Annotated in this window: 20 protein-coding genes; 6 read left to right on the top strand and 14 right to left on the bottom strand. The window is 38.0% G+C overall.

The window, feature by feature from the left end:
• Positions 1–50 precede the first annotated feature (50 nt).
• Positions 51–1,649 (bottom strand): malate synthase A, encoded by a 1,599-nt coding sequence (aceB, locus tag BXY82_RS09565; RefSeq protein ID WP_133757971.1) that lies wholly within the window; start codon positions 1,647–1,649, stop codon positions 51–53.
• Between the two features lie 120 nt (positions 1,650–1,769).
• On the opposite strand from aceB, the gene BXY82_RS09560 reads away from it, so the two are divergent.
• Positions 1,770–3,245: a helix-turn-helix domain-containing protein gene (locus BXY82_RS09560; protein ID WP_133757970.1), complete on the top strand. Its 1,476-nt coding sequence runs from the start codon at positions 1,770–1,772 to the stop codon at positions 3,243–3,245.
• Between the two features lie 175 nt (positions 3,246–3,420).
• On the opposite strand, the gene BXY82_RS09555 is transcribed toward BXY82_RS09560, so the two are convergent.
• The 8 genes from BXY82_RS09555 to BXY82_RS09515 form a co-directional block, all read right to left on the bottom strand.
• Positions 3,421–5,118, bottom strand: coding sequence for a hypothetical protein (locus BXY82_RS09555; protein ID WP_133757969.1), 1,698 nt, complete (start codon positions 5,116–5,118; stop codon positions 3,421–3,423).
• An 86-nt stretch (positions 5,119–5,204) separates the two neighbouring features.
• Positions 5,205–5,603 (bottom strand): hypothetical protein, encoded by a 399-nt coding sequence (locus BXY82_RS09550; protein ID WP_243835772.1) that lies wholly within the window; start codon positions 5,601–5,603, stop codon positions 5,205–5,207.
• 392 nt (positions 5,604–5,995) lie between these two features.
• Positions 5,996–7,231: a DUF6638 family protein gene (locus BXY82_RS09545; protein WP_133757967.1), complete on the bottom strand. Its 1,236-nt coding sequence runs from the start codon at positions 7,229–7,231 to the stop codon at positions 5,996–5,998.
• Positions 7,232–7,303: 72 nt separating this feature from the next.
• Positions 7,304–7,903 (bottom strand): NUDIX domain-containing protein, encoded by a 600-nt coding sequence (locus BXY82_RS09540; RefSeq protein WP_133757966.1) that lies wholly within the window; start codon positions 7,901–7,903, stop codon positions 7,304–7,306.
• 32 nt (positions 7,904–7,935) lie between these two features.
• Positions 7,936–9,894 (bottom strand): AAA family ATPase, encoded by a 1,959-nt coding sequence (locus tag BXY82_RS09535; protein ID WP_133757965.1) that lies wholly within the window; start codon positions 9,892–9,894, stop codon positions 7,936–7,938.
• A gap of 57 nt (positions 9,895–9,951) precedes the next feature.
• Positions 9,952–10,317 carry a four helix bundle protein gene (locus BXY82_RS09530; protein ID WP_133757964.1) on the bottom strand — a complete coding sequence of 122 codons (366 nt, stop codon included), beginning with the start codon at positions 10,315–10,317 and terminating at the stop codon, positions 9,952–9,954.
• Positions 10,318–10,565: 248 nt separating this feature from the next.
• Positions 10,566–11,618 (bottom strand): hypothetical protein, encoded by a 1,053-nt coding sequence (locus BXY82_RS09520; RefSeq protein WP_133757962.1) that lies wholly within the window; start codon positions 11,616–11,618, stop codon positions 10,566–10,568.
• A gap of 192 nt (positions 11,619–11,810) precedes the next feature.
• Complete coding sequence (locus BXY82_RS09515; protein ID WP_133757961.1) at positions 11,811–13,154, bottom strand: coiled-coil domain-containing protein; 1,344 nt, start codon at positions 13,152–13,154, stop codon at positions 11,811–11,813.
• A gap of 175 nt (positions 13,155–13,329) precedes the next feature.
• Here BXY82_RS09515 and BXY82_RS09510 point away from each other — a divergent pair, with 175 nt between their 5' ends.
• The gene (locus BXY82_RS09510; protein ID WP_133757960.1) at positions 13,330–14,115 is read left to right on the top strand and encodes an MBL fold metallo-hydrolase; all 786 of its coding nucleotides are present in this window, start codon (positions 13,330–13,332) and stop codon (positions 14,113–14,115) included.
• Positions 14,116–14,242: 127 nt separating this feature from the next.
• Positions 14,243–14,476, top strand: coding sequence for a hypothetical protein (locus BXY82_RS09505; RefSeq protein WP_133757959.1), 234 nt, complete (start codon positions 14,243–14,245; stop codon positions 14,474–14,476).
• Between the two features lie 77 nt (positions 14,477–14,553).
• On the opposite strand, the gene ettA is transcribed toward BXY82_RS09505, so the two are convergent.
• Positions 14,554–16,245, bottom strand: a complete 1,692-nt coding sequence (ettA, locus tag BXY82_RS09500; protein WP_133757958.1) for an energy-dependent translational throttle protein EttA — start codon at positions 16,243–16,245, stop codon at positions 14,554–14,556.
• Between the two features lie 96 nt (positions 16,246–16,341).
• The gene (locus BXY82_RS09495) at positions 16,342–16,524 is read right to left on the bottom strand and encodes a CAL67264 family membrane protein (RefSeq protein ID WP_066435655.1); all 183 of its coding nucleotides are present in this window, start codon (positions 16,522–16,524) and stop codon (positions 16,342–16,344) included.
• Positions 16,525–16,831: 307 nt separating this feature from the next.
• Here BXY82_RS09495 and BXY82_RS09490 point away from each other — a divergent pair, with 307 nt between their 5' ends.
• Complete coding sequence (locus tag BXY82_RS09490; protein ID WP_133757957.1) at positions 16,832–18,016, top strand: MFS transporter; 1,185 nt, start codon at positions 16,832–16,834, stop codon at positions 18,014–18,016.
• Between the two features lie 66 nt (positions 18,017–18,082).
• On the opposite strand, the gene BXY82_RS09485 is transcribed toward BXY82_RS09490, so the two are convergent.
• The 3 genes from BXY82_RS09485 to BXY82_RS09475 are packed head-to-tail and all read right to left on the bottom strand — an operon-like array spanning position 18,083 to position 19,483.
• Positions 18,083–18,520 (bottom strand): MarR family winged helix-turn-helix transcriptional regulator, encoded by a 438-nt coding sequence (locus BXY82_RS09485; protein WP_133757956.1) that lies wholly within the window; start codon positions 18,518–18,520, stop codon positions 18,083–18,085.
• Positions 18,521–18,561: 41 nt separating this feature from the next.
• The gene (locus BXY82_RS09480) at positions 18,562–19,125 is read right to left on the bottom strand and encodes an NADPH-dependent FMN reductase (protein ID WP_133757955.1); all 564 of its coding nucleotides are present in this window, start codon (positions 19,123–19,125) and stop codon (positions 18,562–18,564) included.
• A gap of 1 nt (position 19,126) precedes the next feature.
• Positions 19,127–19,483 (bottom strand): DoxX family protein, encoded by a 357-nt coding sequence (locus tag BXY82_RS09475; RefSeq protein ID WP_133757954.1) that lies wholly within the window; start codon positions 19,481–19,483, stop codon positions 19,127–19,129.
• A 167-nt stretch (positions 19,484–19,650) separates the two neighbouring features.
• Between BXY82_RS09475 and BXY82_RS09470 the strand changes: the two genes are divergently transcribed.
• Both BXY82_RS09470 and BXY82_RS09465 read left to right on the top strand, forming a co-directional pair.
• Positions 19,651–21,279 (top strand): acyl-CoA carboxylase subunit beta, encoded by a 1,629-nt coding sequence (locus tag BXY82_RS09470; protein WP_133757953.1) that lies wholly within the window; start codon positions 19,651–19,653, stop codon positions 21,277–21,279.
• Complete coding sequence (locus tag BXY82_RS09465; protein ID WP_133757952.1) at positions 21,279–22,568, top strand: MFS transporter; 1,290 nt, start codon at positions 21,279–21,281, stop codon at positions 22,566–22,568. The genes BXY82_RS09470 and BXY82_RS09465 overlap by 1 nt, the downstream gene beginning before the upstream one ends.
• The last annotated feature ends 5 nt before the right edge of the window (positions 22,569–22,573 follow it).

Below are 22,573 nucleotides of genomic sequence, written 5' to 3'. Positions count from 1 at the left end.
TTTGATAATTAGGTCTCGTACACTATTCCCGTAGTTGCGAGACATTTTTTTTAGATGTATTGATATGCTGGCAAGGTTAAAAACTCTTCAAATTCTTCATTGGTCACCAACTTATCAAACAGTTCAATCGCTAAATTGAATTTGGTGTTTTTAATATTCTCCTCTCCATATTCTCTGATGATTTTTTCAACTTCATCATCAAAAATGGAAGTGTAGAGTGCCTTAGTAAAGTTGCGCCCATCTTCCAATACCACTTCATTCTTCAGCCATTGCCAAACTTGTGTTCTAGAAATTTCAGCGGTAGCTGCATCTTCCATTAAATTATAGAGCGCTACGGCACCATGACCTCGCAGCCAAGCCTCTGTATATAAAAGTCCCACATTGATGTTTTTTCTCACCCCTTCTTCGGTAACGGTTCCTTTTGGAAGCTCTACAAGGTCCTCCTTGGCAATAGAAACATCGTCTCTAGTCACGTGATATTGATTTGGCGTTGGCATGTGTTTATCAAATTCTTTCATCGCCACCTCTACCAATGCTGGATGTGCCACCCAAGTGCCATCATGACCGTTTTTCACTTCGCGTTCCTTATCTACTCGCACCTTTTCCAAGGCTGCTTTATTAGCTTCAGGGTTGTTCTTTATCGGGATTTGAGCCGCCATTCCGCCGATGGCATGGATACCACGTTTATGGCAACGCTGAATCACCAATTTTGAATACGCCGCCATAAAAGGCGTTGCCATGGTTACCTGATCGCGATTGGGCACGATGAAATTGTCGTGATTTCTAAATTTCTTGATATAGGAAAAGATATAATCCCAACGACCACAGTTTAGGCCAACAATATGATCCTTTAGTTCGTAGATGATTTCATCCAACTGAAAACTTGCAGTGATAGTTTCGATCAAAACTGTCGCTTTAAAGGTTCCCTTTGGAACTCCCAAATAATCTTGAGCAAATTCAAATACATCGTTCCACCATCTGGCTTCCGTATAATGTTCCAATTTTGGTAGGTAAAAATAGGGCGCTGTATTATTATCCAATAATGTTCTCGTATTATGGAATACATACAATCCAAAATCAACTAAACTTCCCGAAGCTACTTCCTTATTGATTAAAATGTGGCGTTCGTTAAGATGCAAACCTCGAGGGCGTACTATAAGCACCGCCGGGTTGTCATTCAATTGATACGATTTGTTGCGTTTAGCATCGTGAAGCGTGATGGTTCTTTTATTGGCATCAATCAGGTTTTGCTGCCCTTCAATAGCATTTTTCCAAGTTGGTGCATTGCTATCTTCTAAATCGGCCATAAAGGTTTTCGCTCCAGAATTAAGTGCATTGATCACCATTTTTCTGTCTACAGGTCCTGTAATCTCCACCCGTCTATCCAATAAATCTTGCGGAATAGAACCCGCTGTCCAATCGCCTTCTCTGCTAGCTTTAGTTTCTGCAGGGAAATCAGGAAAGGCACCTGTATCAAATACGTGTTGCTGTGCTTCTCTCGATTTTAGTAATTCTAAGCGACGATGATTAAACGCTTCGTGCAAAGCGGACAAAAATTCTAGTGCTTTATCGGTTAAGATCTCAGGATAGTAGTTTTTTACATCCTTTGAATATTGAATTTTCGGTGCGCTTAAAATGTTGTTTTCCATGATGTTGTCGTTTTGATAGTACAATGATAGAAATAACTTTTTTAAAAAACAAGCGAACGTTCGCTAAATTAATATATTCGCTAAAAATAATTATTCGCAAAAAAGATTATATTTGTGACTATGGAAGAGGAATACATCAAACTTATATTCGGGTTGAAACTCAAGCAGATCAGGACAGAAAAGAATTTGTCGCTGTTTGGCTTGTCTAAATTATCGGGCTTATCGAAGTCCTATTTGAACGAAATTGAAAAGGGCAAAAAATATCCGAAACCTGATAAAATTTCGATGCTTTCAGACAAATTGGAAGTGCCATATGACCAAATGGTGTCTTTGAAATTAGACAAGAACTTGGCCCCTATTGGCGACATTTTAAAATCTAAAATTCTGAAAGAAATTCCATTAGACCTTTTTGGAATACAAGAAAGCACCCTCATTGATATCGTTTCCAATGCGCCAGCAAAAGTGAATGCGTTTATAAGTACCATTATTGAAATTGCACAAAATTACAATTTCAGCCGTGAGAGTTTTTATTTAGCTTCTGTACGGTCTTTCCAACAGGCGAACCATAATTACTTTGAAGAAATTGAACAGGCTGTATTAAAATTCGCCAAGGCTTATCAAATTGATTTAACTAAACCGATTGATTCTGATGAATTAAAGGAAATACTAATTGAGGAATACGGTTATGTATTTAACGAAACAGAATTAGACAAACATCAGGCATTAGATTCGTTACGTTCTGTATTTGTACCAAAAACAAAGACGCTTTTGCTCGCTAATCAAATGGATGATGCTCAGCGGACGTTCATTTACGCCAAAGAATTGGCTTATAATTTTCTGCAATATAAAGAACGACTTTACACCTTTTCGTGGATTAAATTTGAAAACTTTGATCAGGTATTGAATAATTTTTATGCCTCGTATTTTGCTGGCGCTTTAATTTTACCTAAAGCCAGCATAACCGAAAAACTCACCACCTTATTTGAAAAAGACACGTTTGATGAGCACTTGTTTTTAGAAATTTTAAATTCGTACAATGCATCACCAGAATCGTTTTACCAACGCTTGACCAATGTGCTTCCTAAAGAATTTAATATTCAAGATTTATTCTTCTTACGCTTTACACACCGTGCAGGAAGTGAACGCTTTCACCTTAAAAAAGAATTGCATTTATCGCACCAACATTCCCCACGCGCCAATGAAACTAATGAACATTATTGTCGCCGTTGGGTATCTTTAAGAGTTTTAAAAACCATAAGCAGTACCAAAGAAGATCATGTTTTTGATCTTCAGATATCGGATTATCCCGATGATGATATGAAATATTTACTGTTATCATCCGCTACAAAAGACCCTTTTAGAGACAACCAGTATAGAAGTATAAGCATCGGATTATTGATTAATAAACAATTACAACGCAAAATAGCCTTTTTAGATGATCCAAAAATCAAGACGACAAAGGTTGGCGTGACATGTGAACGGTGTGCGATTTCTGATTGTGAAGTGAGGCAAGCGCCACCAATTTTACTGGAACGGAAAAACAAAAATGCGCAGATTGAGACAGTCGTTGCGGATTTACAGAAGCGGTTTGGGTAGTGTGTTTTTTGTTTTGTGATGGGTCTGCTTTGTCATGTAATGAGACATCTCATAATCATAATCAACGGTTTCACTGTTATGGGATTTCTCCTATCGTCAGAATGACAAAAGTGAAATTGGAATGACAAAAAGTAAGTCGCAATGACAAAGCTCAACCGGAATGATAAATTCCTTATTAATTCCCAGCCGAATTCAACGAGTCTATTTTACGTTGTAATTTCTCAATTTCTTGGGCATTAGCATTAACCTTTGGAATAGATCGTATTGAATCCATTTCCCGTTGCATCAAGTCCAAATCGGAGGTTCGATTTTCATCTTCATAAAAATACCCTATCCCTTCACTTGCTCTCCAAGCTTCATTGAGCTGATCGTATACGGTTTTATCCCATGTGCTTGGTCGTTTGACATCAATCCAAATCACATCGCGATACTCGCTATCCACCAACGCCAAATCAGGAGTTGCTGATCCGTCAAATTTTGCAGAACCATCTTTTACGGCAGAGACCGTTCCTAAGAAAAACATACGTCTGCGGCCTGCGATATCTTTTATATAAGGTCTGAACTCTACTGGCTTATTAACCGACCAATCATATTCCTTACGAGACTCAATTATTTTTAACGGCATTGCTGAAACTCCCGCATAGCCTTGTTTCTTGGCAGCATGATCATAATAAAACAACTTTTCGGTACCATCTGCAGGCACAAAAACACTATAGGTCAAACTGGTACGTTCTTCTCCAATAGGCTCCAATCCAAACCAATGGTATAACCCATTATAGGCTTTAGCATCAACCGATGAAAAATCAAAATCGGTAACAAAAGGCTGCTGATTTTGGTCTTCTGGTAAATCTGGAATTTTTACAGCAGTTTCCATTTTCCATGGTAACGGATCGGTAAATCCGCCTAAAAATTTTAAAGACTCGGCTTGTAATCGAGATACTTTTTCAGATAACGTGTTCTGTTTGGTTAAAAATGGGTAATTTTTCATATTCTCAGGGCTGACATATGTGCCTTTTCCAATTAAAACCCGCTCTATATAGTCGTTAAAATCGTGTTCGCCGCTATCGATTATCATTACCCCACCAAAGGTTGGATAAGGAAAAAAGAAGCCTTTCCATTTGATTAGGCTCACCACTTCCACCCATTTACCGGAATCATTTTTCATATAAAACGTATCGCCAGGTTCCATGGTAAACAATTGCCAAATATTGAAGCGTTGCACAACGGCGTTATAAGTATTTCTGCTGAATTTAAGTGATTCGCCAATTGAAAAGGTTACTGGAATACGGTTTTCATTAGAAAACCTAGGAAACGGCGATGTACTTGATACAGCAAATACCTCCTCCGTATTTTCACTGATTTGCTGCATGGTGTATTTCTCTGATGGCTGAATGGCCATAGTCCATTTGTTTTCACCATCAACCCTTACCAAGTGTGGTAGAGACACATCTTTGGTCTCCCCAACCGATTCATTCGCCATTGAAAAGATATTACGCAATGGCTGAATGCGTTCATTTTGGGTAAGCGGCAATTCGTTAATTTGAACCTTATTCAAGTTATTGAACACATTGTAGGTTTTCACATAATCGTACATTTTAAAATGTCCGCCAATGACATACAGCAACCCGAAAAAGAGTAATAGCAAGACAAGAATCATGATGCGACGTCCTACGCTTGCCGAGTCTCTAAAGCTTCGCAATCCGAAAAACAACACCAAACCAATCACAAGAATGAGGAAAATATATTTCCTTATCCATAGTAAAAATGGTTGGTAATCATCTCGAAGAAAAAACAATAACAACACCAAAACCAAGGTGACAACGATGGTGATTGTTTTTTGTCTACTGCCTCTATTCCAATAATTTTTTATCATAATTACGCTGTTCTATTATTAAACTTTTTAAAACATCAAACTCAAACCTCAGTCCTCACACCTCAGTCCTCAAACCTCACACCTATCTACATCAGCCCTTTGTCCTTCAATCGCTCTCGGGCACTCTTCTTAGGTTCAATATGATTTTCTTCGATTTCCTTTTTAGCTTCTTCCACTACTTTTGGTTCTCTAGAGGTGATATCCTGAATAAAATCGCGTCCTTGATCTATAGCATTATCAAATTTTTCTTCAATGGAATCACTATGGGCATCGATTATTTTTTCAGATTTCAGCACAAAACCGCCAATGTAAGTTCCGATAAGCGTCCCAACAATACTTGAAGCGAATACTGAAATTGTTGCTATATCTATCGGAATTAAAAATCGAGCGATGAGGATTCCAACCAACAAAATCATCGTGATGAATACCAGACGTAATAGAAATTTTTGTTGGTATACAAAACCAGTTGGATTGTCCGGTGACATTTGGAGCTTTTTGGAATACATTAACTTATTTAGAAAGCGATAGAGTCCGTTGCCGGTTGATTCCCGCCAATACAGCAAGATTCCGAATAAAATGGAGCCGATGAAAACGATAATTTCTAGTGTCATGATGTCGAGTTTTAAATGCTTAAAAGTTTAATAATTCTATAACCCTTCCGTCTTTAGGCTCTTTTTGGAGCCTAAATCCACCTTCCCTTATAAAGGGAAGGAACTTTTGTGATAGTTATTAATTGCGTTTTTTAAAAAGCTTAAACTTCTCCTCCTTTTTAAGGAGGAGTGGATTCAGTTTCAGTAAAGAAACTGAAGACGAGGTGGTTAATTCGGCCTTTCCATAACACAAACATTCCGCCTCCCTTAAAATTAGTCTATAATACTTAAATATTGTTACGTATTGTCATAATTACCCAATCTTTCAAGGAATCATTCCAAGTTTCGTAGTTTTTATAAAACAGCTCTTTATCATACCAATACAGAAATAAAACATCCAAGGGAGCGATATTGACCAACAATTTCCAGATTAAATCCTGATGTTTGACATTCAATGACGAATGTGGTTCATTTAATGCTTCAAACAATTCAACATCCACAATATCCGCCAATTTATGCTGATTGCTGATTTCTATTTTTTCCAGATAAAGCTCAACACTCATTACTTTTTTCCGGTCTTCAATATTTAGTTTGTTCAAATACCCTTTAAATAATACATTGTCGTCCAAAATATCTTGAATAGGATGTGGTGTATCCTTTAAATACTGAGCGAACATAAATTTTTTGATTCGGTTATACCTTGGTGTTTTTATAGCAGCATCTAAATCGTATCCGACGATTAGATGATCGCGCAATTTATCCATCAATTCTGGCTGAGAAATATGATAGATCAACACATCATAAGTGGTATCCTTAATAGCTTCCTTATGCCACTTTTCGTCTTGAAAAACAACGATTGGTGAAATAAAATCGCGCAATACAAACACACCTCCAAAGGCTTTGGTATAAAACGAGTCTGTGGTGTAATACAATTCTGGGAGCTCAAGGTTCCGATGTCTTAAATCGCCATACGTTTGAGCCGATTCCAACAGCTGTTGGTGCAAATCTTCGTCAATAAAATTATGGCCTTGTTTAAACTTATCAATTAATTCAAATTGCTGCTTTTGGACTTTATCCAGATTATTGATCAGCTTAAACGTTATGGAAATATCGCCATATTTCAAGACATCCAAAGGCTCATAAAACGCATCAATATGTTGATCAAAGTGCACGCAAATGGCGCAATCTCTGGTAATATCGTTGATTTTATCGCCATGAGTTCTAAACACATGCTGCATCATTTCCCGATCGAACGTATGGAAAGGCACATAGACTGGTTTTCCTTTTTGCAATGGCGTAATGATGATGGCATTCGGATTGGCCTCACCGTTATTCAGATAATGGATTTTCTGCTTCTCTTCAGCAATTTCAGGGCTCCAACCAATGCCATCAATAGAAAAATTAGTAAGTTTCGTTTCCCTAAATCCTAACATTTTAAGGCACTGATTGTAACGCTCAACCAATTTCCCACTGATGGGAATGAGTTCATTTCTATATAATTGTGCTGCTTTTAATTTTTCCATTAAAAAATATCAATGTTTTTATCCCAATGAATTCTGTCACTTCTCTCTATTCTCTTTTCTATTTTCTATTTTCTATCCCCTCTTCTCTACTCCCAGCAATCCATGTATCTGCGCATACTGCAACAACATAATCGTTTTCGCATCACGAATTTCAGTCGCTGCAATCATTTGTAAAGCTTTTGAGAACGGTAGCTCCATCACTTCAATTTCTTCAAGTTCCCCTGCAACTCCTCCGCCATCATTTACTTTCATAGTGTCAGAATACGGTGCGATGAATAAGTGCATTTTTTCGGTCAAGGCACCTGGTGAAGTATAGGCTTCCATCACTTTTTTAACTTCGGTGATTCTATAGCCGACTTCCTCTTCCACTTCTCTTATAATTGTAGCTTCCGGTGAGTCGTTATCATCAATGGCGCCAGCACAGACTTCAATAGACATGCCTTCGTGCTTATTGGTTTGATAAATTGGCATCCGAAATTGCCGGGTTAAAATAATTGTTCCTTTTTCTACATTGTATAATAAAATTCCGGTGCCATGCCCACGATCATAACTTTCGCGAGAGACGCGCTTCCAAGAGCCATTTTTAAATTGGTAATCATAATTGATTTCTGACAAGGTTGCCCAAGCTTTAGAAAGCGTTTTAATAGTAATATTTTTGATGTTTTCTGACATTCTATAAATTTTGTCTGATTTAGATTTTGTTTTTAACTATCAAATTGACGACGTGCTGCCAATTCGATATTAAGGTCGTTAACCCTAGAATCCACCTGGCGTTTGAAATCGGTATCCGCAATTGTGGCCACGTTATCTAGATATCGCACCACTTCCTGACGCCGTATTTCAGAAAAATCGAGGCCCTTCATATTGGCGCGCATCAATTCTTGAAGCATATTAAACTTGGTGTCATAATCTTGCTTAAAATATACTTCAGGATTATCAAACCACGAACTCTCCAAGTCAAAATCAGTAAGTCGCAATGAAATGGCCGATTGGATATTTCGAACGTCCCTAGACGAAAAGAATGGAAACACGCGCTGCATTTCCTTATACAGATTGGCATAAAATTGATGCTCGTTGGTTTGAAATTGACTTTCTACTTGGTCATAAACCGCATGAACGCGCTCTTCTGAAGGTTTACCGACCGATTTGAGAATCTCTCCCATATTTTTAGCCAAACCTTGATCTTGAAGATATTGGTATTGGTCCGGATTTTTCATATTGATAAAATCTGGCATCGTATGTTGCAACTTACGCCACCATAAATGATCCTGGTCTAAAAAGTCGTGTTCCGTCTGTGCACCATCAATTTTAAATCGGCCCTGCACACGCGAAATTACCGCCTTATCCAACATTTCAGGTAAATTAGTAAACAAACCGATAGCACTATTTCCGTAATTTACCGCATAAGCACCTTCCGTATATCTTAAAAACACACCGATGACTTCCTTTACACCAGCCGACACGCCTTGCGCAGTACGCTCCTGTAAATTGTTTTCAGCGTCATCTATAGGTGCGAAAATAAGTTTTGTAGGATCTTGCATGGGTTTCATCCATTCTACCATCTTTTCTGCAGAACCTCCTTGAAAAGTTGAAATTAAGGTGTCTGGCATAGGATGAAATAAAAACGGTAGTTCCAAATGGTCACAATGTTCTTTTAACCGTGTCGCAATGGCTGCGATGAGCATACTTTTTCCTGTTCCTGGAATTCCATACCCCATAAATACGGGCATAAAGCCTCCCAATTCTTGAAACGGATTTTTCTTTGCCGTAAAATCATAACTCAACATACGCTCGGTCAATCGGCGTGCGAAATGCTTTGCATCTTTATTACCAACAATCTGTTCAAATTGAATTTTATTAAACTCGACACTTTTGGCGGCTCCAGCAAAGACATTATTCCATCCGGAAATTGCGAAATCTGAATGCTCCAATTTATAGGTTCTGTCCAAAATGGTTTCCTGATGTTCCAAAGTTGATTTCCGCATTTGGATTTCGTCAATCAGCGCTTCAAAAAACACGACTGTAAAATCGGCTACATCCTTATCACTTTTAATAATATCAGGATGTCCTAAATACTTGTCGTAATAAAATAAGATGCACGCCACACCTTTTAAGGGCGACAATAAGGAAATCTCAGGAATACCCACAAACTTTTGTTTCATGACGCTTAAATCGTCAGAAGCATACGGTTTTAGATGATGCAGAATATGGTAAGCGGCTGAAAACAACATGAACGCCGTTGCCGTGTGCATTTTGCTTTCGTATTCCCGTTTCCCCATACTATCTAAGGACGCTTTCCGCTCATTTAAGCTGGACAAACCGGAGGCATCATAATAACTATCTTTTATCCACACGCCAAGCGTCAACCCTTCCTGAACCGCATATAAGGTTTGATTGAGCAATACTGGGATTGCAATAGAATCTGGCAACAACCGTTTCTTAAGCTCTAAAATGGTCTTAGAAACAGATGTTGTTTCGGCAACATTAGAGCCGTTGTTAGCACGCGAAAGATACAGGAGAATCGATTCGTCTTTCGCATCCTTATCTTTGTTTTTGGCGCGCTGCCCTTGCTCCCATTGAATGCTTTTTAGATACGATGCTGCTTCATCGCGAAGCATATCGAGTTCGTTTTGTTTTATGGGAAATGTGGAGTTTTGTTGCATAGTTTTTATAAGTCCTCAGTTGGCAGTCTTCAGTCTTCAGTTTTTAGATTGCCGTTATTAATTAGATCGAAACTTTTCTGGATGATTTATCATATAATTCAAGAGTTTTCCAATTTCTTCACTTTTCAATTGTAACGCTGCTCTCTTTTGCGCATCTATATAATGACAAGCAAATGCAAAATCCAACCATAACTGTGTTTCGGAATTCTCACTGTCAGCATCAGTCAATTTGCTTTTGAAATGCTTTTCATATGGTCTCTTCCGGTAGGCTTCAGCAATCGCCGAACATACCGCTCTACTCGATCGCACCATTTGCGATGTCAACATGAACTGCTCTGAATTGGGAAAGCCTTTGGTCAGATGAAAAATTTCCATCGCTAAATCAAATCCTTTTTGATATGCCATTAGCTTTTTAAAACTCATTTTATTTAGTATTTCGGTTCAGTTAGCAGTCTTCAGTCTTCAGTCTTCAGTCTTCAGTTAGCAGTGTTCAGCCCTCAGTCTTCAGTCCGAAGTGTTCAGTCCTCAGTTTTCAATCTACAGTGTTCATCTTAAGTTTAACCTTCTTCCTTTTGCCAACTGCCTACTCCCTACTGTATACTGCATACTGCCTACTGTATACTGCCTACTGCCTACTGCCTACTGCCTACTGAAGACTGCTTGCTGCCTACTCAATTTTTCATATCCGCAATCTGAATAGGCGGTTTTGCCAATCCATTCATAATTTCTGGTCTTTTACTATATAACAATTGAATGATGCGATGCGGGGCCAATACGTAACTTTTATTAACGGGTTGGTTCCATCGTTGTAAGGTTTGCTTTGAAAAATAACCACCTTCTGAGAATTCGCCTCCAGACGACACTTCATCAATTTTTAATGATAAGGCATACGATTCTAAAGGCACATCTTTTGCTGCAATACTTTCTAATATGGTATGAGTAATCAGGTTTTCATCTTTAGCAAACACGTTATGGAAAGGCCCTAAATCGATACGTTTGATGTGTTTAGGTTTAACATCTTTTAATTTTCTATCAATACCATAGGCCATCACATCCAAATGCATTTCTCTATCTGCAGTGGTTTTTAGCACTTCATATACCAGTTCTTTAACGGAATCTATATTACTGCCTTCAAAATCGAAATACATATAGCACACAAAAGGACGGTTGCAACCCACGTCAAAGAAACTCCAACTGGTCATAAATGCGCCTTTTGAACCTTCAGGTGCCTTTATGATCTTACCCTGAACAAACCGATTGAAAATAAATTTTTGTTCTACAGATGTGTAATACACAATTGAAGCCGCTTGGAACAATTTGGTTCTGCTAACGGGTTCCTTTTTCCTCAATAAGGTATCCAAAAACTCTTCCTGAAGTTCACTAACATCTTTGAGTTTATTGACGTAATTCTCCTTTAAAGACAAATCGTTAAAGAGATAACGGAACTCCAAATAATTAGGAAAACCAGACTCCGTTAAATCCACTTTCATATGTTCCTCTTCATCATACATGTACTTGACACGCATGGCTTCAATAGAATACAATAGCAAATCAGCATATTGTTTAAAGAAAATTATCTCTTGTGTGGTACACAACTGGTTGTGTTGCGCCGTTACAATTAATTCCTTTAAAGCAAAATCGACCATTTTATGATAGAATACATACTGCGACTTAGAATCGAGGTAGGCAGAATCTAATGGTGTTATAATGTGATTTATGGACACTTTAGTATTGTTAAAATGAGTATTGGAGGTTTAGTATTGTAAGCCTAAATTGCATTTTCAATCTGGAGTTGCGTTAAGGGTTGCAGCGGCATCCTTTTTTCTATTTCAGAAAAAAGATACAGCGGAAAACCTGACCACGCTTTTTTGCGTGGGAACGCCCAAATTAAACATCCAACCTTTTAAGCTACACTTTTAAGATAACAGCTCGTCGCCTGAATTTTCAGGTTTAGGCGTTGGTTTGCTAGGCTCCGGAGTTCCTGAAGGTTTGGTAGCATCTGCCTTATAGTAATCTTCGAAAATCTCTTTCATGTCAATGCCATAACGCTCCGCAAAATTCTTTTGGATGTCGCTGTCTTTAGCGCGAATTTCCTGTAAAGCCTCAGCATAACTACTGTATACACCTTGCATCACTTTTTCGTGCACCGGAATGTTTTCCATCATTTCCTGACGTGCTTTAGCACTTGCGGTATGCATGGAGGCTAAAGTTTCGCCAATATGCTCATCGGTCTTAACTCCCAAATGTTCTAAAATAGCGGCAAATTCCTGATCGGTACGCGCTTTTAGCGCCACCACATAGCCGTCATAATATTTCAGACGCTCTTCTGTATCACTTTTTAGTTTGGCACGGTGGGTTTGTAAATTGCTGCGTAAAGAAGTCAACACTTTAATGGTCAGATTATGTTTGTGCACAAAACTGTCTTTACTGGCTGCAAGCGTAGTGTAGGCGTTTTTAAGACCTTCCAACTCCTCAATTTTTTGCTCTAGAGTGGTGACTTTACCTACGGCTTGGGCATAATCCGCTGATTGTTTATCTACAATTTCTTCCAATTCCTGACGTGCCTGTCTCAACAACGCATAGTTTTCATCGAGCTTTCCTTCTACTTCCTTTTTCTTTTCTAAAGCTCTGGTATGATTTTTAGTGGCTTCCACAATCGCCTCTTGAAGTTTATCTTCAACCTCTTTAATTTCAACTTCCCTATTTTTTAAGCGAGACACTGCAGCTTGACTCTTAAATGATAATTCGCTTAACAATGTTTGTACATCGGCGCTTTCAATACGCTCCTGAAACATTGCCTTGGCTTTATTATCAGCTCCTGCGCGTACTTTTTCGGCTTCTTTAAATTCTTGCTCCTCTTTTTTAATTCTACTTTTACGTCCCCACAGGTTATTCCACCAAGTATCCGGTTTGTTTCGTGCATCTTCCAATTCAATACGGGCACGTTCTAAAGCTTTCTGAGCTTCGTCAATAACGCGCTGTTCATCGGCATTTAGAGACGAGAATTTTTCGAATATGATACCAACTTCATCCTGATAATCGGTTAAATCTTTGATGGCATCCAATAAGGTTGTTCTATCTTTTTCGGCCATATGCACCACATCATCCAAGGTGGCATTCAGAATTTTTTGACGCGATTGCGGATCTTCTTCTTGAGCCAATTTAGATTTCATGGTATCAATTGCTTTTCCCCAATTGACATCAACTTTTCCTGTTTTTTCGTTGGAATTGGTTTCTAATAAATCAAAATCATCAGACATACGGTAAGTTATTTTAGTGCGTTGGACATATTTTAGTAAGTAGCAATTTCGTTAAAAAATATCGGTTTCAAAATTATTACTCCTTAAATTATTTGTAGTCATTATTACAAAATTGTTACACTCACTATAAATATGTTGGAAAGTCTGTATCTTTAAGCTAACAAAAACTGAACATATGAAACGCGCACTCTCAATTGTAACACTTAGTATCTTACTCTTTTGTAGCTGTAAAAACAGCACTGAAAAAGTTGTAGAAATGGCTGCTGAAACGGCTGATGATCTCCATAAAACAACAACGCCAGACTCTATTAACATCATTCCCATAGAGCACGCAACATTCATCTTAGCTCACAAGGATGTGGTTATTTACATTGATCCTGTTGGAGGAACGGAAGCCTTTGCAGAACAGGAAAAACCAAATTACATCCTGATTACGGATATTCACGGCGATCATTTAGATGTTAAGACCTTGCAAGGCATGACTTTAGATTCGACCGTACTTGTAGTCCCTCAAGCTGTAAAAGACAAACTACCTGAGCTGAAATTGAAAGATTTGGTCGTGATGAATAATGGTGATACGAGGGATTTTCAGAACTATTCAATTGAAGCGATTCCAATGTATAATTTAAGACCCGAAGCTTTAAAATTTCATGAAAAAGGCAGAGGAAATGGTTATGTACTAACTCTAGGCGGACAAAGAATCTACATATCTGGCGATACTGAAGACATTACGGAGATGCGACAACTTAAAAATATAGATATGGCTTTTGTGTGTATGAATCTACCCTACACGATGACTGTTGAGAGTGCAGCGAGTGCCGTACTTGACTTTAAGCCGAAGAAAGTATATCCGTATCATTTTAGAGGAACCGAAGGGATGAGCGATGTCAATCAATTTAAAACCATTATAAATAAGGAAAATTCCGACATTGAAGTTGTGCAACTAGAGTGGTATAAATAGCCGCTTAAACGGAAATACTACCGATTAAAAACATATAATGCTCATAACTTTTTTAGTATGAAAGAGTTATGAAATAAATTAAAAGTGTATATTTGATTACCAAATCATATATAAGACCGAGACCTTTATGCTTGCTAATCTACAACATACTAATTTGTTCTTGCTCGTAAGCACAGAACAACTTACCATAGTTTTACTTATTACGGCAGCTGTTTTTTTAATATTCATTGCTTTGGCTGTCATTAAAATGTATAAACTTAAGGCTGAAAACAAGCGCCTGACGGAGAGTGACGCCTTTAAAGCTGAAGTTGATGAAGGCTACAAAGATTTTACTGAGGGACATTTGTATGACAACAAGTAAATATCAAAAAGCTTCACAACATAAACTAACAACAATTTAAAACATAAAAAATGCCGCTCAATGAGCGGCATTTTTAATTAGCGAACTAATTTTTTATACTTAATACGTTTCGGAGTTAAATCTCCTCCCAATCGTTTTTTCTTATTTTCTTCGTATTCACTGAAACTACCTTCAAAGAAATACACTTGCGAATCGCCTTCAAATGCTAGAATATGCGTACAAATTCTATCTAAAAACCATCTGTCGTGACTAATTACTACCGCACAACCAGCAAAGTTTTCAAGCCCTTCTTCTAACGCTCTTAATGTATTAACATCCAAGTCGTTAGTAGGCTCATCTAGAAGCAATACGTTGCCCTCTTCCCTGAGCGTCATGGCTAAATGTAAACGGTTACGTTCACCACCAGAAAGGAGTTTGACTTTTTTGTTTTGCTCACTTCCCGAGAAATTGAATCGGCTTAAATACGCTCTTGAGTTGACTTGCTTACCTCCCATTAAAATCAATTCTTGCTCGTCACTAAAGTTTTGCCAGATTGATTTTTCAGGATCAATATTAGAGTGTTTTTGATCTACATAAGCCAATTTTGCAGTTTCACCTACAATAAATTCGCCTTTATCTGGAGTTTCCTCACCCATGATCATTTTGAAAATGGTGGTTTTACCTGCACCATTAGGACCAATAACACCAACAATTCCTGCCTGAGGTAAGTTGAAATTCAAATCTTCATAAAGCAATTTATCTTCAAAACCTTTGCTGACACCAACAGCTTCAATAACATTTGTTCCCAAACGTGGTCCATTAGGGATGTAGATCTCTAATTTTTCGTCCAGTTGTTTTTGATCCTGGCTCATTAGTTTGTCATAGTTGTTCAAACGTGCTTTTTGTTTGGTTTGACGCCCTTTAGCACCTTGACGCACCCACTCCAATTCACGCTCAAGTGTTTTTTGACGTTTGGAAGCGGTTTTGCTTTCTTGCGCCATACGGGTAGACTTTTGATCTAACCAAGAAGAATAGTTTCCTTTCCACGGAATTCCTTCACCTCTATCCAATTCTAAAATCCAACCGGCAACGTTATCTAAGAAATACCTATCGTGAGTAACAGCAATTATAGTACCTTTATATTGTGATAAATGTTGCTCTAACCAATGCACAGACTCTGCGTCCAAGTGGTTAGTAGGCTCATCTAAAAGTAGCACATCTGGCTCTTGCAATAGTAATCTACATAAAGCCACACGGCGACGCTCTCCACCGGAAAGCACACCAATTTTCTTATCGCCATCTGGAGTTCTCAAGGCATCCATGGCAATTTCTAATTTAGTATCCAATTCCCACGCATCAGAAGCATCAATTTTATCTTGCAATTCGGCCTGACGGTTCATCAATTTCTCCATCTTGTCCGGGTCAGAATACACTTCTTCCAAACCAAACATATCGTTGATTTTATTGTACTCATCAAGAATAGCAACGGTTTCAGCGGCACCTTCACGCACCACTTCCATTACCGTTTTGTCATCATCCAATTGCGGCTCTTGCTCTAAGAATCCTACCGAATAATCCTGAAGAAACGTGACGTCTCCTTGATAGTTTTTATCCTGACCGGCAATGATTTTTAAAAGTGTGGATTTTCCTGAACCATTAAGTCCTAAAATTCCAATTTTTGCTCCGTAGAAGAAGCTCAAGTGAATATTTTTCAGGACTGGCGTATCAGCGCCTTTAAAGGTCTTGGTAAGACCTCGCATCGAGAAAATTATTTTTTTGTCGTCGCTCATTTCGAAAATAAGTTAGTTGTTATTATACAATTATAATTCAAGCATAACACTAGCTTGAATGCTTGGTATGGACTGCAAATGTTAACTGTAAATTAGTTATACCCTTCCTTTAAGTGCGTTGAAAACCCAGGCAATGGCGAAGAAACCAATACCCACCGATGCAAATCCATACCCAGCTACATCATCATATCTAAATGCACCGAGTGCAATTAATGCAACTCCAACTATAATCATGATTGTTGTGGCCCAAGCCAACACCGTATTTTTATTCATTGACATAAATCTTCATTTTTAAGGGAATTACAAATATCGATTATTTTAACATAAAAACACTCTTAAAGAGGGATTTTACAAGGATTTTTATAAAAATTGGTCTTATGGGATATTTCCTTAATTAATAGTTTTCTGTACCACAAAAATTGAGAATATCTCAAATTATGTCAAGATATATCAGATTATCTATAGTCAGGACACCGAAAATTTATCAACTCTCAATTTAACTTATTATTATAAGGAATTCTGCTCCAAATGGTAAGTTAGACCTTAATTTTGCCGATTATTTTTTAGAGCTTATAATTAAAAACAAATGAACAAAGCCTTATTATCATTGGCCATTGGAGGGTTTGGAATTGGATTGACCGAATTTGTGATCATGGGAATTTTACCAGATGTAGCCAATGCGTTCAACATAAGCATTCCCGAAGCTGGACATTTCATATCAGCCTATGCTTTAGGCGTCGTGGTTGGCGCACCAATACTTACCGGATTTGGGAGCAAATGGCCTGCCAACAACGCTTTATTGGTACTCATGTTGTGGTTTACAGTATTCAATGCGCTTTCTGCTTTTGCTACAGGATATAACTCTTTTATGATATTACGATTTTTATCTGGTCTACCTCATGGTGCGTTTTTTGGAATTGGCGCAGTAGTCGCTGGTAAATTATCTAAAAAAGGTAAAGAAGCACAAGGTATTGCCATTATGTTTAGTGGACTGACCTTTGCGAACCTTCTAGGCGTACCGTTAGGAACCTATTTGGGAAAAAACATGGATTGGAGCATATCATTCCTATTAGTTGGTGCCGTAGGTGTCGCGGCCGTTTTAGGCGTTAAATTTTGGATGCCTTTATTAGAGAAACCGTCAGAAACTAAATTTATAAGCGAATTAAAAATATTTAAACGCTTAGAGCTCTGGCTCATTATTTTGTTAACAACCATTGGAACTGGTGGATTTTTCGCATGGTATAGCTATATCTCACCATTAATTACTGAAGTTGCGGGCCATGCTGAAAACGTGGTGGCTTACGCCATGGTATTAGCTGGACTGGGAATGGTAATTGGTAATTTTTTAGGCGCGAAACTTACTGAAAAGTTTTCACCATTACATACCGTTACACTTGTTCTGGTTTGTATGGCAATTTGCTTATCGTTGAATGCTTATTTGGCATCCGACAAAAGCATGGTATTGGTAATGACCTTTATAATTGGAATTGTCACCTTTTCAATTTCTACACCTATACAGATGCTGATCATAAAAGCATCTAAAGGCTCAGAAACCTTGGGGTCTTCACTCAATCAAAGTGCTTTTAATATTGGAAATGCCTCCGGCGCCTATTTTGCAGGATTGCCTATAGCCATGGGGTACGGTTACACATCTGCAGATTGGGTTGGTGCGGCCATGGCAGGAACTGGTGTTCTAATAGCTATCGGTATTATGGTGCTAAAAAAGAGAACCGTTCAAAGTACCACATATACCATCAATGAAAGCTTATGAGGTGAGTTTATACAAAGAAATGTACTGCGCTTTAAATTGACATACCTCCTGTATTTATAGTATAAACTATCGCATTTTATCGAGTAAATCGCTAATCAGTTGCGCTTCATCATCAGTAATATTTTTAACTAAGTCATCGTTAAAATCTTCAGAGATAGACGCTAACAGTGCTTTTCCTTTTTCAGTAATGTCAATATATACCACACGCCTATCCGTTGGTGACGCGGAGCGTTTAATGAAGTCCTTCTCTGTTAACTTATCCATTAAACGTGTTGCATTAGGAGACCTATCAATCATCCTATCCTTAATAGTTTGCACTTTTAAGGGTTGGCCTGCGCCATTTAAAATTTTAAGAATGTTATACTGTTGCGGAGATATTCCATAAAATCTAAAAAATTCGTTTTGAAAACTTGTAATCCAATTGGCTGTGTACAAAATATTTATTAATGCCTTAATTTTTACATTGGAAAATCGAGACTTAATTTCTTTTGATAAATCGCCCATAATTTAATTGATACTGAAACTTTATGGTTTACCAGCTCTTATTATTGATCTTCAGTAGTTTTCAATTCATTTTTAAGGACTGCCTGTTGGAATGTGCCTACGGCTTCTTCCAATTCGGAATTTAAACTTGCATTGATCACTTTGCCTTCATTAAAATTTTCTTTAAAATTTGGTAAAGAAAACGTTGCCACAATATCTGCATTGTGCCTTGGAAATCGATCCTTTGCAATTGCCAAAACTGACGCTCCGCCTCTACCTCCAGGTGAAGCAGCCATTAACAACATTGGCTTACCCATAAATATTTTTTGTTCTTCCCGAGACATCCAATCAAATATATTTTTGAACACCGTTGCGTATGCCCCGTTATGTTCAGCTAAGGATAAAATAATACCGTCAGAATTATTAATATAGTCTAGAAACTTCTTAGCATTTTCAGGAATTCCGATCTCCTTTTCCAAATCGACACCAAAAATTGGCAATTCAAAATCATTAAGATCAAGAATGGTGATTTTCACATCCTTTACCAAGCTGGCAGCATAGGTTGCCAGTTGTTTATTGATGGATTTTGAACTGTTACTTCCTGCAAATGCTATAATATTATTCATGCTATTGTGTTAATTTTTTGTTGTAAATATAAGAAACAACTAATAAAACTAGTGCAATAAGGGCTGCCATTTGTTCACCATCGCCAATCATGTAATGCGCAAAAAATGCTAATATAAAAGCAAAAAAGTAGCCTGCGTAGGCCCATTCCTTAACTACTTTGAAGTTTAATTTCCAAAGTCCAATTAAACCAATAAGTTTAAGAATAGCGTACGGATAAATAAGGTAGGTAGGGTAACCAAAGCTTGTAAACATTATGGATACTTCTTCATAATTAAAAAAATACATACCCGCAGAAAAAAGGAGTAAGAGTGTCAATAACCCGGTTGCTACATAATAGATAATTTTGTTCATTTTCATAACTGATATCATTTAATTAAAGCGGCAAATGTAGGCTAAAAATATTTAGTTTCCTAGGAATATAATTCCAAGGTGTATTATTATAAAAATAAATCTCTCTAACCCTATCGCCATTCTTTTGTATAACTTTTAAAGTTTGTATTTTAGCGTCAACTAAAACATTCATAATGGACCTTAACTTCAATAAAAACGAAGATCACAATAAACTTTTGCTTTCTGCTTTACGTCAACGCCTAGCCAAAGTAAAATTAGGTGGCGGACAAAAAGGGATTGATAAACATCATGCTAAAGGTAAAATGACAGCTCGCGAGCGTATCAATTATCTTTTAGATCCGAAGGCAAAATCTATTGAAATTGGCGCTTTTGCAGGTGAAGACATGTATAAAGAGCATGGTGGTTGCCCTTCTGGCGGTGTGGTCGTTAAAATGGGTTATGTAAGAGGCGTACAGTGTTTAGTAGTGGCTAATGACGCTACTGTTAAGGCGGGAGCATGGTTTCCAATAACCGCCAAAAAGAATTTACGCGCCCAAGAAATTGCCATAGAGAATAAGCTCCCAATCATTTATTTAGTGGATTCTGCTGGGGTTTATCTACCAATGCAGGATGAAATTTTCCCTGATAAGGAACATTTCGGACGCATTTTTAGAAATAACGCCATTATGAGCAGCATGGGCATTACTCAAATTGCTGCAGTTATGGGCAGTTGCGTTGCCGGTGGTGCGTATTTGCCAATCATGAGCGACGAAGCCCTTATTGTGGACAAAACTGGAAGTATCTTTCTTGCGGGTAGTTATTTAGTGAAGGCGGCGATTGGTGAAACCATAGACAACGAAACGCTAGGTGGTGCAACGACACATTGTGAAATTTCTGGTGTTACTGATTATAAAGCCAAAGATGATAAGGATGCCTTAGACACGATCAAAAATATAATAGATAAGATTGGCGATTATGATAAAGCTGGATTTAACCGCGCAAAAGCAGTAAAACCTAAAGAAAACCCTGAAGATATTTACGGAATTCTTCCTAAAAGCCGCGCTGAACAGTACGATATGTATGAGATTATTAAACGTTTGGTTGATAATTCAGAGTATGATGAATATAAAGCAGGCTACGGACAAACCATCATTACAGCCTATGCAAGAATTGATGGTTGGGCTGTTGGGATTGTTGCTAATCAACGTCAATTAGTAAAAACTGCCAAAGGCGAAATGCAATTTGGCGGTGTCATTTATAACGACTCTGCAGATAAAGCCACGCGTTTTATAGCGAATTGTAACCAGAAAAAAATTCCGTTAGTATTTTTACAAGATGTGACTGGATTTATGGTGGGCAGTAAAAGTGAACACGGTGGTATTATTAAAGATGGCGCCAAAATGGTAAATGCGGTGAGTAACTCGGTAGTTCCTAAATTTACCATTGTAATTGGTAACAGTTACGGTGCCGGAAATTATGCGATGTGTGGAAAAGCTTATGACCCTCGATTGATAGTGGCATGGCCAAGTGCTGAGTTAGCCGTGATGAGCGGTAATAGTGCCGCAAAAGTATTGTTACAAATTGAGACCGCTTCTCTTAAAAAGAAAGGCGAAACCATAACCAAAGAAAAAGAAGACGAACTTTTCAAGAAAATCAAAGACCGTTATGACGATCAGGTTTCGCCTTATTACGCAGCGGCGCGAATTTGGACCGACGGCATTATTGACCCTTTAGATACTCAAACTTGGATCAGTATGGGAATTGAAGCAGCCAACCACGCTCCTATTGAGAAGAAATTCAATATGGGGGTACTACAGGTGTAATGGAGGCTAAGAATCCAAAACAATCACTATTTATTATCCTATTATTAATATTAGCAGGGGAAGCCATATTTGTGCTTCCCTTTGTTTTGGCACGAATATTTAGACCTACATTTCTCGAGGTTTTTAATATTAATAACTTTGAATTGGGCAGTTGCTTTTCAATTTATGGAATCGTAGCGTTACTTTCTTACTTTTTCGGGGGTTCATTAGCCGATAAATATGCGCCAAGAACCTTAATGGCTGTTGCACTATTGATGACTGCACTGGGCGGGTTCTATATGGCGACATTTCCATCTTATACTGCATTAAAAATACTTTTTGGCTATTATGGCTTTACCACCATTTTTTTGTTTTGGGCGCCTATGATTAAAGCCACAAGAGTTTGGGGCGGACAGGACAAGCAAGGGTTGGCCTTCGGGTTTCTAGATGGTGGCAGGGGCCTTGTTGCGGCGAGTTTTGGTTCTCTTGGCGTTTTAGTATTTTCATATATGCTTACAGTAGATGTTTCAGAAGCCTCGCTACCTGAACGGCAAGATGCTTTTAAATATGTGATTTGGATGTCTTCTGGAATAGTTACGCTGATTGGAATTCTTGTTTTTTATTTTCTTAAACCATTATCTGACAATGCCGAAACCAGCATTACAAAACGTAAGGTTTATACGCTTGAAAACTTTAAAGCAGTACTAAAATATCCTACTGTTTGGCTGATGATGCTTATTATTTTATGTGCTTACGTAGGCTATAAAATCACAGATATTTTTAGTTTGTACGCTAAAGATGTGTTAGGGTTTGATGCCATAAAATCAGCTGAGATTGGCACTTATCTACTTTACATACGACCTGTGACTGGTGTTGCCATTGGTTTTCTGGCAGATAGAACACGGGCTTCCTTATGGATTGTTATTGGCTTTGTCATTATGCTGCTCAGCAGTTTACTTTTTGCTTCCGGAATTATTTCAGATCATACTATTGGACTTTTTACCGTTTCCATTATTTTAATGGCGATTGGAGTTTATGCCACCAGAGTTCTTTATTTTGCCATAATGGAAGAAGCCAATTTACCGCTGGTTATTACGGGAACTGCTGTCGGATTTATTTCAGTAGTGGGTTACACTCCAGATATTTTTGCAGGCCCGTTGATTGGCTTGTTGTTAGATAATTCGCCAGGAGAATTAGGGCATCAGCATGTGTTTTTAGGAATGGCCGCCTTTTCAGTTATCGGTTTTGCAGCAGCGCTTGCATTCTCGTTGTTGACCAGAAAAAAAACTAAAAGCGCTAATTCAATTTAGTGAAC

It is taken from the genome of Gelidibacter sediminis, assembly GCF_004364975.1.
GTDB lineage: Bacteria > Bacteroidota > Bacteroidia > Flavobacteriales > Flavobacteriaceae > Gelidibacter > Gelidibacter sediminis.
This window is presented reverse-complemented; position numbering and strand designations above follow the sequence as displayed.

What these genes read in the sequence shown, in the direction of transcription:
- BXY82_RS09490 (WP_133757957.1), top strand. Translation starts at nt 16,832, where the DNA reads ATGAACAAAGCCTTATTATCATTGGCCATTGGAGGGTTTGGAATTGGA.
- ettA (WP_133757958.1), bottom strand. Translation starts at nt 16,245, where the DNA reads ATGAGCGACGACAAAAAAATAATTTTCTCGATGCGAGGTCTTACCAAG.
- BXY82_RS09540 (WP_133757966.1), bottom strand. Translation starts at nt 7,903, where the DNA reads ATGTCAGAAAACATCAAAAATATTACTATTAAAACGCTTTCTAAAGCT.
- BXY82_RS09545 (WP_133757967.1), bottom strand. Translation starts at nt 7,231, where the DNA reads ATGGAAAAATTAAAAGCAGCACAATTATATAGAAATGAACTCATTCCC.
- BXY82_RS09555 (WP_133757969.1), bottom strand. Translation starts at nt 5,118, where the DNA reads ATGATAAAAAATTATTGGAATAGAGGCAGTAGACAAAAAACAATCACC.
- aceB (WP_133757971.1), bottom strand. Translation starts at nt 1,649, where the DNA reads ATGGAAAACAACATTTTAAGCGCACCGAAAATTCAATATTCAAAGGAT.
- BXY82_RS09480 (WP_133757955.1), bottom strand. Translation starts at nt 19,125, where the DNA reads ATGAATAATATTATAGCATTTGCAGGAAGTAACAGTTCAAAATCCATC.
- BXY82_RS09535 (WP_133757965.1), bottom strand. Translation starts at nt 9,894, where the DNA reads ATGCAACAAAACTCCACATTTCCCATAAAACAAAACGAACTCGATATG.
- BXY82_RS09475 (WP_133757954.1), bottom strand. Translation starts at nt 19,483, where the DNA reads ATGAAAATGAACAAAATTATCTATTATGTAGCAACCGGGTTATTGACA.
- BXY82_RS09505 (WP_133757959.1), top strand. Translation starts at nt 14,243, where the DNA reads ATGCTTGCTAATCTACAACATACTAATTTGTTCTTGCTCGTAAGCACA.
- BXY82_RS09550 (WP_243835772.1), bottom strand. Translation starts at nt 5,603, where the DNA reads ATGTCACCGGACAATCCAACTGGTTTTGTATACCAACAAAAATTTCTA.
- BXY82_RS09495 (WP_066435655.1), bottom strand. Translation starts at nt 16,524, where the DNA reads ATGTCAATGAATAAAAATACGGTGTTGGCTTGGGCCACAACAATCATG.
- BXY82_RS09465 (WP_133757952.1), top strand. Translation starts at nt 21,279, where the DNA reads ATGGAGGCTAAGAATCCAAAACAATCACTATTTATTATCCTATTATTA.
- BXY82_RS09515 (WP_133757961.1), bottom strand. Translation starts at nt 13,154, where the DNA reads ATGTCTGATGATTTTGATTTATTAGAAACCAATTCCAACGAAAAAACA.
- BXY82_RS09530 (WP_133757964.1), bottom strand. Translation starts at nt 10,317, where the DNA reads ATGAGTTTTAAAAAGCTAATGGCATATCAAAAAGGATTTGATTTAGCG.
- BXY82_RS09510 (WP_133757960.1), top strand. Translation starts at nt 13,330, where the DNA reads ATGAAACGCGCACTCTCAATTGTAACACTTAGTATCTTACTCTTTTGT.
- BXY82_RS09560 (WP_133757970.1), top strand. Translation starts at nt 1,770, where the DNA reads ATGGAAGAGGAATACATCAAACTTATATTCGGGTTGAAACTCAAGCAG.
- BXY82_RS09470 (WP_133757953.1), top strand. Translation starts at nt 19,651, where the DNA reads ATGGACCTTAACTTCAATAAAAACGAAGATCACAATAAACTTTTGCTT.
- BXY82_RS09485 (WP_133757956.1), bottom strand. Translation starts at nt 18,520, where the DNA reads ATGGGCGATTTATCAAAAGAAATTAAGTCTCGATTTTCCAATGTAAAA.